The organism is Microbacterium sp. LWH12-1.2, assembly GCF_040675825.1.
Lineage (GTDB): Bacteria > Actinomycetota > Actinomycetes > Actinomycetales > Microbacteriaceae > Microbacterium.
In genome coordinates this window covers 577,603-591,187 of sequence record NZ_JBEGIJ010000001.1, presented here as the reverse complement: position 1 = coordinate 591,187, position 13,585 = coordinate 577,603, and the positions used below count along the sequence as shown (strand labels likewise).

The 13,585-nt window shown below is 67.7% G+C and carries 14 protein-coding genes; 8 read left to right on the top strand and 6 right to left on the bottom strand.

All coding sequences use genetic code 11. From position 1 onward, the window contains the following. Position 1 precedes the first annotated feature (1 nt). The 3 genes from aroA to bcp are packed head-to-tail and all read left to right on the top strand — an operon-like array spanning position 2 to position 2,877. Positions 2-1,327 (top strand): 3-phosphoshikimate 1-carboxyvinyltransferase, encoded by a 1,326-nt coding sequence (aroA, locus tag MRBLWH12_RS02690; RefSeq protein WP_363545824.1) that lies wholly within the window; start codon positions 2-4, stop codon positions 1,325-1,327. Beyond that, positions 1,324-2,394, top strand: coding sequence for a ribosome small subunit-dependent GTPase A (gene rsgA / locus MRBLWH12_RS02685; RefSeq protein WP_341975265.1), 1,071 nt, complete (start codon positions 1,324-1,326; stop codon positions 2,392-2,394). Before aroA ends, rsgA begins: the two co-directional genes overlap by 4 nt. Before the next feature lie 9 nt (positions 2,395-2,403). Next, complete coding sequence (gene bcp, locus MRBLWH12_RS02680) at positions 2,404-2,877, top strand: thioredoxin-dependent thiol peroxidase (protein WP_363545821.1); 474 nt, start codon at positions 2,404-2,406, stop codon at positions 2,875-2,877. Between the two features lie 24 nt (positions 2,878-2,901). Here bcp and MRBLWH12_RS02675 read toward each other — a convergent pair whose 3' ends face one another. Continuing rightward, positions 2,902-3,288: a hypothetical protein gene (locus MRBLWH12_RS02675; RefSeq protein WP_363545818.1), complete on the bottom strand. Its 387-nt coding sequence runs from the start codon at positions 3,286-3,288 to the stop codon at positions 2,902-2,904. Between the two features lie 235 nt (positions 3,289-3,523). Here MRBLWH12_RS02675 and MRBLWH12_RS02670 point away from each other — a divergent pair, with 235 nt between their 5' ends. Continuing rightward, the gene (locus MRBLWH12_RS02670) at positions 3,524-3,772 is read left to right on the top strand and encodes a WhiB family transcriptional regulator (protein ID WP_028503730.1); all 249 of its coding nucleotides are present in this window, start codon (positions 3,524-3,526) and stop codon (positions 3,770-3,772) included. A 90-nt stretch (positions 3,773-3,862) separates the two neighbouring features. Here MRBLWH12_RS02670 and MRBLWH12_RS02665 read toward each other — a convergent pair whose 3' ends face one another. After that, positions 3,863-5,347, bottom strand: coding sequence for a sensor histidine kinase (locus MRBLWH12_RS02665; RefSeq protein WP_341975268.1), 1,485 nt, complete (start codon positions 5,345-5,347; stop codon positions 3,863-3,865). Positions 5,348-5,371: 24 nt separating this feature from the next. After that, complete coding sequence (locus tag MRBLWH12_RS02660) at positions 5,372-5,758, bottom strand: Rv3235 family protein (protein ID WP_341975269.1); 387 nt, start codon at positions 5,756-5,758, stop codon at positions 5,372-5,374. A 126-nt stretch (positions 5,759-5,884) separates the two neighbouring features. On the opposite strand from MRBLWH12_RS02660, the gene MRBLWH12_RS02655 reads away from it, so the two are divergent. Then, on the top strand, positions 5,885-6,499 hold the full coding sequence (locus MRBLWH12_RS02655) for a hypothetical protein (protein ID WP_363545814.1): 615 nt from the start codon (positions 5,885-5,887) through the stop codon (positions 6,497-6,499). Here MRBLWH12_RS02655 and MRBLWH12_RS02650 read toward each other — a convergent pair. Beyond that, on the bottom strand, positions 6,487-6,774 hold the full coding sequence (locus MRBLWH12_RS02650; RefSeq protein ID WP_341975272.1) for a helix-turn-helix domain-containing protein: 288 nt from the start codon (positions 6,772-6,774) through the stop codon (positions 6,487-6,489). The genes MRBLWH12_RS02655 and MRBLWH12_RS02650 overlap by 13 nt on opposite strands. A 98-nt stretch (positions 6,775-6,872) precedes the next feature. Between MRBLWH12_RS02650 and MRBLWH12_RS02645 the strand changes: the two genes are divergently transcribed. Together MRBLWH12_RS02645 and MRBLWH12_RS02640 are read left to right on the top strand one after the other, a co-directional pair. After that, entirely contained in the window at positions 6,873-7,493 is a 621-nt protein-coding gene (locus MRBLWH12_RS02645) for an SAF domain-containing protein (protein WP_341975273.1), read from the top strand. Further along, positions 7,490-8,731, top strand: coding sequence for an AAA family ATPase (locus MRBLWH12_RS02640; RefSeq protein WP_363545811.1), 1,242 nt, complete (start codon positions 7,490-7,492; stop codon positions 8,729-8,731). Before MRBLWH12_RS02645 ends, MRBLWH12_RS02640 begins: the two co-directional genes overlap by 4 nt. Here MRBLWH12_RS02640 and MRBLWH12_RS02635 read toward each other — a convergent pair. After that, positions 8,679-9,905, bottom strand: a complete 1,227-nt coding sequence (locus MRBLWH12_RS02635; RefSeq protein ID WP_363545809.1) for a pyridoxal phosphate-dependent aminotransferase — start codon at positions 9,903-9,905, stop codon at positions 8,679-8,681. The genes MRBLWH12_RS02640 and MRBLWH12_RS02635 overlap by 53 nt on opposite strands. Before the next feature lie 66 nt (positions 9,906-9,971). Then, positions 9,972-12,776: a preprotein translocase subunit SecA gene (secA, locus tag MRBLWH12_RS02630; protein WP_363545807.1), complete on the bottom strand. Its 2,805-nt coding sequence runs from the start codon at positions 12,774-12,776 to the stop codon at positions 9,972-9,974. Positions 12,777-12,958: 182 nt separating this feature from the next. On the opposite strand from secA, the gene MRBLWH12_RS02625 reads away from it, so the two are divergent. Further along, positions 12,959-13,579 carry a PadR family transcriptional regulator gene (locus MRBLWH12_RS02625; RefSeq protein ID WP_363545804.1) on the top strand — a complete coding sequence of 207 codons (621 nt, stop codon included), beginning with the start codon at positions 12,959-12,961 and terminating at the stop codon, positions 13,577-13,579. Positions 13,580-13,585: the final 6 nt, after the last annotated feature.

Here is a 13,585-nt window from a genome sequence, read left to right as displayed (position 1 = left end):
GATGAGCGCCAACAGGTATTCCCCTCCCCTCGTCCAGGGTGCCTACACGGCGCCGACGACCTCCGACGCCGTGCACGCCACGTTGACGATTCCGGGGTCGAAATCGCTGACGAACCGCGAACTCATCATCGCTGCCATCGCCGACGGCCCAGGGCGTCTGATCGCACCGCTGCACTCCGACGATTCCCGACGGATGGTCGACGCGCTGCGGGCCCTCGGCGTCGGCATCGAGGAAGAGCACGCAGGCAGCGAGTTCGGCCCCGATCTCATCGTGACGCCGGCGAAGCTGCAAGGCGGCGCGACGGTGGACTGCGGCCAGGCGGGCACCGTGATGCGCTTCATCGCCCCCCTCGCCGGTCTCGCTGCGAAAGATGTGCACCTCACCGCCCACGAGACGGCGCTGCATCGCCCCATGGGCGGGCTGATCCACGCACTCCGCGACCTCGGCGTCGACATCGACGACGAAGGCACCTGGTCGCTTCCGTTCACGATCCGCGGACACGGCCGCATCCGCGGCGGCCGGATCGAGATCGACGCCTCCGCATCCAGCCAGTTCGTGTCCGGGCTCCTGCTCGCGGCCCCGCGCTTCGACGTGGGTCTGCACCTCGTGCACACCGGCTCGCATCTGCCGAGCCTCCCGCACATCGACATGACGATCGAGGCGCTCAGCCGCCGAGGCATCCGCATCGAACGACCCGCGGCCGGCGAATGGCTCGTCGAGGCGGGTGTGCCCCGGGCGAAAGAGATCCCGATCGAGCCCGATCTGTCCAACGCGGCGCCCTTCCTCGCAGCCGCACTCATCACGGGCGGTTCCGTCTCCGTCACCGGGTGGCCGGCGCACTCCACGCAGCCGGGAGCCCTGCTGCCGGAGATCCTGCAGGCCATGGGTGCACACGTCAGCCGGCACGGCGGCACCCTCACGGTACGCGCCGGAACCGGCATCCGCGGCCTCGATCTCGACCTCTCCGCAGCCAGCGAACTCACCCCGACACTCGTGGGGCTTGCAGCGTTCGCCGAGACCCCGACGACCATCCGCGGCATCGGCCACATCCGCATGCACGAGACCGACCGCATCGCCGCACTCATCGGCAACATCCACGCGCTCGGTGGCGAAGCGGAAGAACTCGCCGACGGACTGCGCATCATCCCGCGGCCGCTGCACGGCGGCGGCTGGGCCGCTCACCACGACCACCGGATGGCCACCACCGGAGCCCTCATCGGCCTGCGGGTCCCCGGCGTGGAGGTCGACGACATCGGCACCACCGCGAAGACGCTGCCCGAGTTCACCATGCTCTGGGAGCGGATGCTGCGAGGCAGCGCCGGATGAGCTGGCTCGACGGCGCCGACGACCTCGAAGACGACTTCGAGGACTACGACGAGAGCAGTTTCCGGACAAGGCCCAACCCCAAGGCCAACCGTCCCCGCACCAAGCGCCGCCCCGCCCATGACGACGCCGTCATCGGACGCGTCCTCGGCGTCGACCGCGGCCGCTACTCGGTGCTCATCGATGAGAACGGCCCAGACGAGCGCGCCGTGACGGCGACCAGGGCGCGCGAACTCCGACGCATGCCGATCGTGACCGGGGACCAGGGCCGGATCGTCGGCGACACCTCGGGCGCCGAGGGAACGCTCTGCCGGATCGTCGGCATCGTCGATCGCACCTCGCTGCTCCGGCGCAGCGCCGATGACACCGACCAGGTGGAGCGGGTCATCGTCGCGAACGCCGACCAGATGCTCGTCGTGGTGGCCGCGGCCGACCCCGAGCCCAGGGCTCGATTGGTCGACCGCTACCTCGTCGCGGCGCTGGATGCCGGCATCCGCCCGCTTCTCGTCGTGACCAAGACCGATCTCGCCGACCCCACGGCCTTTCTTTCGCACTTCGACGGCCTCGACCTCCGCGTGTTCACCAGCGCCCAGGAGGAGATGCCGATCGAGGAGATCGGCGCCGCACTGGTCGGACACTCCACGGTGTTCGTCGGGCACTCCGGCGTCGGCAAGTCCACGCTCGTCAACGCGTTGGTGCCGACGGCGCTCCGCGCCACCGGTCATGTCAACCAGGTCACCGGCCGCGGCCGGCACACTTCCTCGTCGACGGTCTCGCTGCGCTACCAGGGCGATGCCGGTTCCGGCTGGGTCATCGACACCCCTGGAGTGCGGTCGTTCGGCCTCGGGCACGTCGACCCGGCGAACATCCTGGCGGCCTTCACCGAGCTCTCACTGATCGCCGAGGACTGCCCTCGGGGCTGCACGCACCTGGCCGATGCGCCGGACTGCGCCCTGATCGAAGCAGCGGAGAGCGGAGAGCTCGGCGAGACCGGGCGGGCCCGCCTGGACTCCCTGCAGCGGCTGCTGCAGACCTTCTCCGACAAGGCCGACCAGGCTCCCGGCCGTTAGGCTGGACAGGTGACTCTGCGCCTGGAACCCGGTACCTCCGCCCCTGACTTCACCCTCCTCGATCAGGACGGTGCGCCCGTACGCCTCGCCGATCTGCGGGGCACGAAGACGATCCTCTACTTCTACCCGGCGGCGATGACGCCCGGTTGCACGACTCAGGCGTGCGACTTCCGCGACAGCATCTCGTCACTGCAGGGCGCGGGATATCGGGTGATCGGGATCTCCCGGGACGAACCGTCGAAGCTCGCGGAGTTCCGCGCACGCGACGGTCTGACCTTCACGCTGCTCAGCGACCCCGACCATGCCGTCCACGACGCGTACGGCGTGTGGGGCGAGAAGATGAACTACGGCAAGGTGATCGAGGGCGTCATCCGTTCCACGTTCGTCCTCGACGAGGACGGAACGATCTCGCTCGCGCTCTACAACGTCAAGGCGACCGGACACGTCGCGCGCATCCGGAAACTGCTCGGCATCGACGCCTGAGCTCTCACTCCGACGCCTGAGCTCTCACTCCGGCGAGAGCTGCTCCGCCTCACGGCGGGCGCTGGCAATGAGCAGCACGAACCCGATGAGGCCGGGGAAACCGACGGCTGCAGTGAAAATCCACGGGATCGGCTGCAGTGTGAGCGAGGCCAGCGCGAGCGCGACGGCCAGCACCTGGAACACGACACCTCCGGAGCGCGCCCATGAGCGGCCGGTGCGGGTGCCGATGGCGAAGGCGACGAGTGCGACGGCGCCGATCAGGGTGAGCACGATGAGCGCGACGGCCGTGGGCAACGACGCCGCAGCTCCTGCGCCGAGTCCGGCGATCTCGATGGCCGCGAAGACGACGAGCGCTGCCCCCTCCGCAGCCAGCACGGCGGCTGCGGCAAGAGCCAGTCCGGGTGCGCGCACGACATCTCCTGATGAATCCGATGAGAGCGCAGAAAACCCTTGCTCTTGTTAACTTTATGTTACAGAATAGACAAAGTCATGTGCTCCCACAGCGGCGTGGGGCGGGCGCTTCGGCCCGCAACACAAACGCAGGCATCCGCCTGCATCACGTCAGGGTAGCGGAACCCGAAACCGATACCCGAATCCGAGCCATCGCGTCTGCGATCGCTCTAGAAATCCACACCGAGGAGCCCCCATGGATTGGCGCGACAAGGCCGCTTGCCTGACTGTCGACCCCGAGCTGTTCTTCCCCGTCGGGAACACCGGCCCAGCGGTCGACCAGATCGAGAAGGCGAAGACGGTCTGCGCCACCTGCACGGTGACCGAGATCTGCCTGCAGTACGCGCTCGAGTCCAGCCAGGACTCCGGTGTCTGGGGCGGCCTCTCCGAAGACGAGCGCCGCGCCCTCAAGCGTCGCGCAGCACGCGCACGCCGCGCCTCCTGATCGCTCCCCGCACGAGGTTTCGACTCGTGCCTCGCTCAACCTGAGTCGCAGACGGGGCAGGTTCGCTTCGCGAACGAGCCCCGTCTCGACTCACTTCGTCAGCCAGCGCAGCGGGATGTCGATGATCACGTCGGTGCCTTCGCCCTCACGGCCGTGCCACTCGATCGTTCCGCTGAGCTCACCCTGGATGAGCGTGCGGATGATCTGCGTGCCGAGCCCCTGGCCGATGCGCCCCTCAGGCAGGCCCCGCCCGGTGTCGCTCACGGTCACACGGAGGTTCTCCTCGGTGCGCACCGCATCGACGGTGACCAGACCCTCCTGACCCGCGAGGCCGTGCTCGACCGCGTTGGTCACCACCTCGGTCAGGGCGAGCGCAAGCGGCGTCGCGTATTCGCTCGGCAGCACGCCGAAGCGACCCGTCGACCGCACCATGGCGCGGGTGTTCGGAGCCGAGGCGACCTCGGCGACGAGCTTCAGCGCGCGCTGGAAGACCTCGTCGAAATCGACCTTCTGAGTGAGCCCCTGCGCCAGGGTGTCGTGTACGACCGCGATGGCGTCCACGCGCCGCATCGCCTGGGTGAGCGCGTCGCGCGCTTCCTCCGAGTGCGTGCGCCGGGCCTGGATTCGCAGCAGCGACGCGACGGTCTGCAGATTGTTCTTCACCCGATGGTGGATCTCGCGGATCGTGGCGTCCTTGGTGATGAGCTCCTGCTCCTGGTGGCGCAGTTCTGAGACGTCGCGACACAGCAGGATCGCGCCGATCCGGTTGCCATGGTCCTTCAGCGGGATGGCTCGGAGCGAAACGGTGACGCCGCGCGCCTCGATGTCCGTGCGCCACGGAGCACGGCCGGTGACGACGACCGGGAGCGACTCGTCCACCTGCCGCGACGGCGGCACCAGCCGAGTGGTCACTTCGGCGAGGGACTCCCCTTCGAGCTCGTCGTCGAAGCCCATCCGGTTGAAGGCGGAGAGCGCGTTGGGACTGGCGAACGTGGTGATGCCGTCGACATCGATCCTGATCAGCCCGTCGGATGCCCGTGGCGCGCCGCGACGCGGGGATGTGGGGGCAGCGAGGTCGGGGAAGCTGCCGTCGGCGATCATGCGGAAGAGGTCGTTCGCACATTCCTCGAACGTGATCTGCTGCCGGGAGGGCGTGCGCGCCTCACCGAGGTTCGTGTGCCGCGTCACCACTCCGATGACCGTGGCCGCACCATCCTCCTTGCGCCGCTGACGGACGATCGGCACTGCCCTGACCCTCGTCGGCGTCTCCTCGAACCAGTCCGGCGACGAGGAGTCGACGATCTCCGCCGAATCGAACGCGCCCTGCACCTGGGTCCGCCACTGGGGGCGGACGCGCTCTCCGACGATGTCCCGGTAGAACAGGGTCGCTGCACCGCTGGGCCGCGCGTGCGCGACGGCGACGAAGGAACCGTCATCTGTCTGGATCCAGACGACGATGTCAGCGGACGCGAGATCCGCGAGCAGTTGGCCGTCACCGGCGAGGCGGTGAAGCCACTCCACGTCGCTGTCGGTCAGGAGGCCCTGGGCCTGGGCGAGATCGCTGAGGGTTGACACCTCCCCAGCATAGATTCAGTCAGCTCAGAGAATCGCCAGCGACGTCGCCCGCCAGCGTCGATCCATGCCCTCCAGCCGAATCGCGACCGCGCGAGTACGACCGGGGCCTGCGACGATCACCACGGATTCGACCACATCGTCTCGCGGTGCCGCGCACCGGATGGACAGGATCTCGAATGAAGGCCGTGCGGGCGCGACACCGCGGGCACTGCGTGCCCTGGCTGACAGATTCGACCTGGTCACCAGGCTCCGGAACGCCTCCTCGCTGAACCATCTCGCGAGCTGGTCGACCTCGCGGACGCCTGCGAGAACCTCAAGCACGCCCTGGGTGAGGCTCCGGAGGAGCGGCGCAGGATCCGGTAGCTCGGATGCCGAGGTGGGCTGGGGTGCGAAGTACTCATGCAAGGTCATCAGAGGCACTCTCGTTCTGGGAAACTGCGTGAAAGTACAGCACGGCGAGGATCGCCCTGACGCTCCGCGAACGACAATTGTGGATAACTCGTACACCGATCCGGGCAGTCGCCTACGCTCGGTCGAGTGCACTGGGATCGCCTGTTCGAAGACCTCGAAGGTCAACTCGCCTCGGAGTGGGAAGCCGAGCGTGCCGCGCTCGATGCGGAATCCGAACGGCTGCGGATCTCACGGCTCGAACTGCGCAGCAGAATCCGGATGCTGTGCGCCGTGGAAGCGCGGATGACCCTCGACCTCGCGGGTGGACAGCGCCTGCCGGTCCGTCTGCGTGCTCTCGGCGCCGACTGGCTCGCTACCGAACCGTCGTCCGGCGGAGAAACGGCTGCGCCCCTGTCGATATCCATCGTCCCGTTGCACGCGATCAGCGGGATGAGCATGGATCACGGAATGCTGCTGACCAGTCTCGACCCGCAGGTCGCCGCCGAACCCGCCCTGCGGGAGCGGATGACTTTCGGATTCCTGCTCCGCGACTTCGCGCGCCGACGGGTACCGGTGCGCATCGCACTCCGCGACGGTGACGAGGTGCACGGGACCATCGACCGTGCCGGCGCCGACCATCTCGACCTGGCCGTGCACGATGCCGGAGACGTCCGGCGCGCCGACGCCGTACGCGGGTTCCGGATCGTCCCGTTCAGCGCGCTGCTCTGGCTGCGAGCCAGTGGTGAGGCTCAGCTGCCCTGAGCAGGACCACGCGTCGACGTTCCCCACACCTCGGGGAAGCTCGCCTCATTCGCCTGACGCCACAGCGCCATTCGTCTGGCCTCCTCCGACTGCGCCGCGAGGTACTCCGAGAGACTCGACTCCTCGACCCGCCAGCGCGCAGGCGACCCGAGCTGCGAACCGCGCAGCCGCCCATCGAGAACGAGCGCGATCACCTCGTCCACCTCGATGCTCAGCAACTCCGCCACCTGGGCAGGCGCGAGGAAGCGCGGAGCGGATGCGGGCATATCAGGCATGTCTCCATTCTCCCCTGCGCCGCACGCGTACGTCCCACCCGAGAGCCGCCTGTGGATAACTCGAACGGCAGTCAGCCGATTTCTGTGACCATGGCTCCATGACGACGCAGACTCGACCGCGACGCGCCTTCCTGGGCGACGTCCGCTTCCTCATCGGCATCGTGCTGGTGGCACTCTCCATCGTCGGCGTGTGGTTGATCGTCTCCTCTGCAGGACACACCACTCCGGTACTGCAGGCGAGCCGCACGATCGTGGCTGGCGAGGCGCTCATCTCGGGAGACTTCCAGGTCGTCGAGGTGAACCTCGGTGCCATCGACGGCGCCTATCTCGCCCCACAGGATCTGGAGCCGGGCCAAGTGGCCGCGCGTACCCTCACCGAGGGCGAGCTCGTCCCGTCAGCGGCGGCTGCGGATGCCGAGAGCAGTCGCACCACCACGATCGTCGTGGAGAGCAGCACCGGAATCCCCGAAGACGTCGCCCCCGGGACGGTCGTCGAGCTGTGGCATGCTCCTCCCCTCGATGACGACCGCTCCTACGATGCGCCGAGAATCCTCCTCACGGATGCGGTGGTGGCTGCGATCGTGAAGACCGATGGCATGCTGGCGGGGTCGAACGCCGGAGTCGAGGTGGTCATCGATCGCTCCGATGTGGCCGACGTCCTCGCGGCGATCACCGGCGGCTCCGTGCTGTCACTGGTTCCGGTCGGCGTCGGATCATGAGTGGCGTCGTCATCGCCATCCCCGAGCCGCGGGCAAGCGCACTCGCGCAGGAGCTCGAGCTCGAGGGGGTGCATGTCATCGCGATCCTTCCCCCTGACACCGCGATCGCGTTCCGCCTCGCCGACGCCGATACGCTGCTCGCGCCGGCCACCCGTGCCGTCCTCACCCCCGATCTCATCGCCGCGTGCGACCGCTCCGGCGTCCGGATCGTCCCGCTCGGTGACGGCGACAGCCGGCTGCTCGGACGTTACGGATTGACCGCGGCGCTGCCTGCGGATGCCCCGGGTTGGGAGGTGGCGGCCGCCCTCGCCGTGGAGACCCCCGTCGCGGTACGGCCGGTCTCCTCCGCGTCCTCCCACCGAATCCTCGCGGTCTGGGGACCGCACGGCGCGCCTGGCCGATCCACCCTCGCCATCCAGCTCGGCGTCGAACTCGCCCGCACCGGTCGCCGCACCGCCCTCATCGACGCCGACACGGTCGCGCCGTCCCTGGCGCTCCTCCTCGGACTCAGCGACGACGCACCCGGCGTCGCGGCCGCGTGCCGCCGCGCCGAACTCGGCGGACTCGACTCGAGCGAGCTGACCAGGCTGGCGACCACGCTGGAGACGAGTGCCGGCCCCATCGAGGTGCTCGGCGGGATCAATCGCCCGAGCCGATGGCCGGAGCTGTCCGCTGCCCGCCTGCGCGGCACCCTCCAGGCGTGCCGCGAGTGGGCGCAGGAGACCGTCGTCGACATCGCAGGCACTCTCGACGCCGACGACGAGGCGACGTTCGATCTCACCGGGCCGCGACGACATGCCGCGACGACCACGACCCTCCGCGAAGCCGACACCGTCGTCGCGGTCACGACGGCCGATCCGCTCGGCATCAGTCGCTTCCTCCGCGATCACGCCGAACTCCGCGATCTCATCGGTCCGGTTCCGATCACGGTCGTCGCCAATCAGGTGCGTCCCGGGCCTCTCGGCATCGATGCCCGCGGTCAGGTCCGACGAACCCTCGAAAGGTTCGCCGGAATCACCGAGGTGACTTTCCTGCCCTACGACCGGCGTGCCGTCGACGCCGCGCTGCTGCACGCCAGACCGATGAGCGATGTCACGCCACGATCCGCGCTGGTCGCGGCCGTGCGCCGGCTCGCGGCAACGCTCTCACCGTCGCCGGGCACGCCGGCACCGGAATCGGTGACCGCTACTGGCGGTAGCTGGCGAGGAAGTTTCCGAGTCGCTCGATCGCCTCGCTGAGCACCCGCGCCTCCGGCAGCGTCACGATCCGAAGATGATCGGGAGTCGGCCAGTTGAAGCCGGTCCCCTGCACGAGCAGGATGCGCTCGGAGACGAGCAGGTCGTAGACGAGCTTCGCGTCGTCCCTGATCTCATGCACGTTGGGATCGAGCCGAGGGAAGGCGTAGAGAGCACCCTCCGGCTTCACGCAGGAGACGCCGGGAATCGATTCGAGCCCCTCCCACGCGATATCGCGCTGCTCGTGCAGGCGGCCGGTCGGCGCGATCAGCGCATCGATGGACTGGACACCGGAGAGTGCCGCTTGCAGGGCGTGCTGCGACGGCACATTCGGGCAGAGGCGCGTCGACGCGAGCAGCGTGATCCCCTCGATGAACCCCTTCGCGTGCGCCTGAGGTCCCGTGATGACCAGCCAGCCCGAACGATACCCGGCGACCCGATAGGTTTTGGACAACCCGTTGAAGGTCAGGCAGAGCAGGTCGGGAGCGAGTGTCGCCGTCGGGATGTGCACCGCGTCGTCGAAGACGATGCGGTCGTAGATCTCATCGGAGAGCAGCAGCAGCTGGTGCTCTCTGGCGATCTGCACCAGGCCCTCGAGAACAGCTCGGGAGTACACGACACCGGTGGGGTTGTTCGGATTGATGATGACGAGCGCTTTGGTGCGTGGCGTGATCTTGGAGCGGATGTCCTCGAGATCGGGCTGCCAGTCATTCTCCTCGTCGCACAGATAGTGCACAGGGGTACCGCCGGCGAGGCTGGTCATTGCCGTCCACAGCGGGTAGTCCGGGGCCGGGATGAGCACCTCGTCGCCCTCGTCCAGCAGCGCCTGCATGGTCATCGTGATGAGTTCCGAGACGCCGTTCCCGAGATAGACATCGTCCGGGTCGAAGCGAGGGAAGTCCGGGATCTCCTCGTAGCGGCTGACCACGGCGCGGCGCGCCGAGATGATGCCCTTGCTGTCGCTGTAGCCGTGCGCCGTCGGCAGCGCTGCCAGCATGTCGTGCACGATCTGGTGCGGAGCATCGAACCCGAAGATCGCCGGATTGCCCGTGTTCAGCTTGAGGATCTGGTGACCCTCGGCCTCGAGCCGCGCCGCCTCGACGAGCGTGTTCCCACGGATCTCGTACAGGACATTCTTGAGCTTCGACGACTGGTCGAAGTTGCGCGATGGGGTCATCGACCAAGCCTACAGGGACGCGAAGAGGGGCTGATCCGGATGGATCAGCCCCTCTTCGACGGCACGCTACTTCTTCTTCTTGCCCTGCGCTCGGCGCTGCTCGCGGTTGCCGGCCGCCGGCTGCTCCGCTTCCGTGCGCTGGCCGAAGGCACCGCGAGCGCCCTGCTCGGGTTCCGCCGGTTCGGTCGCGGCCGCCCGGGCCGCCGCCTGGCGAACCCGGTCTGTCGCAGCCTGCTGCACCTGACCGCGGTCGTTTCGCACCTCGACCTCGCCGGCGTCATTCGCCGCCGAGTACTCGAGACGCTGCTCGCCGCCGCCGTCGGAAAGGCCCTTGGCCTCGACCTCTGCCGTGTCGCTGTCGCCGGCCCGGCGCACCTCGACCTCGAGGTTGTAGAGATAGCCGACCGACTCCTCCTTGATCTGCCCCATCATCGACTGGAACATCGAGTAGCCCTCGCGCTGGTACTCGATCAGCGGGTCGCGCTGCGCCATGGCGCGCAGACCGATGCCGTCCTTGAGGTAGTCCATCTCGTAGAGGTGGTCCCGCCAGCGGCGGTCCAGAACCTGCAGCACGACGCGACGCTCGAGCTCGCGCGTCGCGGCCGCACCGAGAGTTCCCTCGCGGTTCTCGTAGGCGATCTTCGCGTCGGAGAGCAGCTCGCGGGTGAGGCCGTCCGAGGTGATGCCGCCCTTGCGTCCACTGGCCTCTGCGACGACCTCGTCGATCGTGACGCCGACCGGGTAGAGGGTCTTCAGCTCGGTCCAGAGCGCGTCGAAGTCCCAGCTCTCGTTGTGCCCCTCGCCGGTGTGATCACGCACGACTCCGGTGACGGCATCCTCGATGAAGTGCTGCACACGGTCCGCGATGTCGTCACCCTGCAGGATGTGGCGGCGGTCCGCGTAGATCGCCTCGCGCTGACGGTTGAGGACGTCGTCGTACTTGAGGACGTTCTTGCGCATCTCGGCGTTGCGGGCCTCGACCTGCGACTGCGCGCTGCGGATCGCACGCGAGACCAGACCGGACTCGATCGGCACGTCATCCGGGAAGTTCGTACGGGAGAGGATCGCCTCGGCCGCTCCCGACTGGAAGAGCCGCATCAGATCATCGGTGAGGCTGAGGTAGAAGCGGCTCTCGCCGGGGTCGCCCTGACGTCCTGATCGTCCTCGCAGCTGGTTGTCGATGCGCCGCGACTCGTGACGCTCGGTGCCGAGCACGTACAGCCCGCCGGATGCGACGACCTTCTCCGCCTCTTCGGCGACCGTCGCCTTCATCGCCTCGTAGGTCTCGTCCCAGGCGACCTCATACTCCTCCGGCGTCTCCACCGGGTCGAGCCCCTTGGCCTTGAGTTCCTGAACGGCGAGGAACTCGGCGTTTCCGCCGAGCATGATGTCGGTGCCTCGACCGGCCATGTTCGTGGCGACGGTGACGGCGCCGAGGCGCCCGGCGCGGGCCACGATCTCGGCCTCGCGAGCGTGGTTCTTCGCGTTGAGCACCTCGTGCTTGACGCCCTTCTTGGCGAGCAGCCGCGAGAGATACTCGCTCTTCTCGACGCTGACGGTTCCGACGAGAACCGGCTGGCCGGCAGCGTGCCGCTCGGCGATGTCCTCGACGACCTGACCGAACTTCGCCGTCTCGTTCTTGTAGACGAGGTCGGACTGGTCCTTGCGGATCATCGGCTTGTTCGTCGGGATCGGGATGACGCCGAGCGAGTAGGTCGACATGAACTCGGCGGCCTCGGTCTCGGCCGTTCCGGTCATGCCTGCGAGCTTGTCGTAGAGGCGGAAGTAGTTCTGCAGCGTGACCGTGGCGAGGGTCTGGTTCTCGGCCTTGACCGGCACGCCCTCCTTGGCCTCGATCGCCTGGTGGATGCCCTCGTTGTACCGACGGCCGACCAGGATGCGCCCGGTGTGCTCGTCCACGATCATGACTTCGTCGTTCATGACGACGTAGTCCGTGTCCTTCTTGAACAGGGCGAGAGCCTTGATCGAGTTGTTCAGGAAGGAGATCAGCGGCGTGTTCGCGGACTCGTAGAGGTTGTCGATGCCGAGGTAGTCCTCGACCTTCTCGATACCGGGCTCGAGTACGCCGACGGTGCGCTTCTTCTCGTCGACTTCGTAGTCCTCGCCTACGACGAGGGTGCGCGCGATCTTCGCGAACTCCGCAAACCAGCGGTTCGCCTCACCTGAGGACGGACCGGAGATGATCAGCGGCGTGCGAGCCTCATCGATGAGGATCGAGTCGACCTCGTCGACGATGGCGAAGAAGTGGTCCCGCTGAACGAGATCCTCCTTGCGCCACGCCATGTTGTCGCGCAGGTAGTCGAAGCCGAACTCGTTGTTCGTGCCATAAGTGATGTCGGCGGAGTACTGCTCGCGACGCACGGCCGGGGTCTGACCGGAGACGATGATGCCCGTCTTCATGCCCAGTGCGCGGTAGATGCGCCCCATGAGTTCGGCCTGGTAGCTGGCGAGGTAGTCGTTGACCGTGATGACGTGCACGCCCTGGCCGGCGATGGCGTTGAGATACGCCGGGAACGTGGCGACGAGCGTCTTGCCCTCACCGGTCTTCATCTCGGCGATGTTGCCCAGGTGGAGGGCCGCGCCGCCCATGAGCTGCACGTCGTAGGCGCGCATGCCGAGAGTGCGCTTGCCCGCTTCGCGGACGGCGGCGAACGCCTCCGGCATCAGCTGATCGAGCGTCTCGCCCTTTTCGAAGCGCATACGCAGCTCCGCCGTCTCTCCGCGGAGCTCTTCGTCGGTGAGCTTCGTGAAGTCCTCTTCCAGCGCGTTCACTGCCTTCACGACCTGGTTCAGGCGGCGGATGACCCGCCCTTCGCCCGCGCGCAGCAGCTTCTCAAGAGGATTCGCCACAGATGTCTTCTCCCTGTTGGTGGGTCTTCTGCCGGCCGCCCGCCTTCGGGCACGCACAGACATACGGCTGCCATGTTACCGGGCTGTGACCTGCGCGTCGCCTGCGTGCATCCCGAAGGGAGGGTTTCTCCGCATGCATATACTCGGTATTGCTTTCCAATTCCCCGTGAACAGGAGTCTCCATGTCGGTGCGCCAGAGCCTGCTCGCGATCCTCGACCAGGGCCCCTGCTACGGCTATCAGCTGCGCCATGAGTTCGATCGGCGCACCGGTTCCACCTGGCCGCTCAACGTCGGGCAGATCTACAACACACTGGAGCGCCTGGAGCGTGACGGCCTGGTCTCCCGCGGAGACGCCGACGAGCAGGGACACGTGTATTGGGCGATCACCGACGCGGGTTCCGTCGAGGTCGCGCATTGGCTGTCCTCCCCCGTCCAGCGCGGCCAGGCGACCCGCGACGAGGTCGCGATCAAGCTCGCGATGGCGGCGACTCTTCCGGGCGTCGATGTCGCCGGCGTCATCCAGAGCCAACGATCCGAATCGCTCCAACAACGGGAAAGGCTGAATGCCGCGACATACGCGGGCTCCGGATCCGACGCCGAGGAACTCGCCTGGTCACTCGTGATCGCCTCGAGGATCTTCGCCGCCGAAGGCGAGTTGCGCTGGCTCGATCACGTCGAGGAACGCCTGGCGCAGCATCCGCAGCACGCCATCGGGCTGGGTTTGACCGCCGAACGCCCCCGCCGCGGCCGTCCGCTGAACGCTGAACGGAAAGCACGCTCCCCCGAGCCGCACCTCCCGTAAGATCGG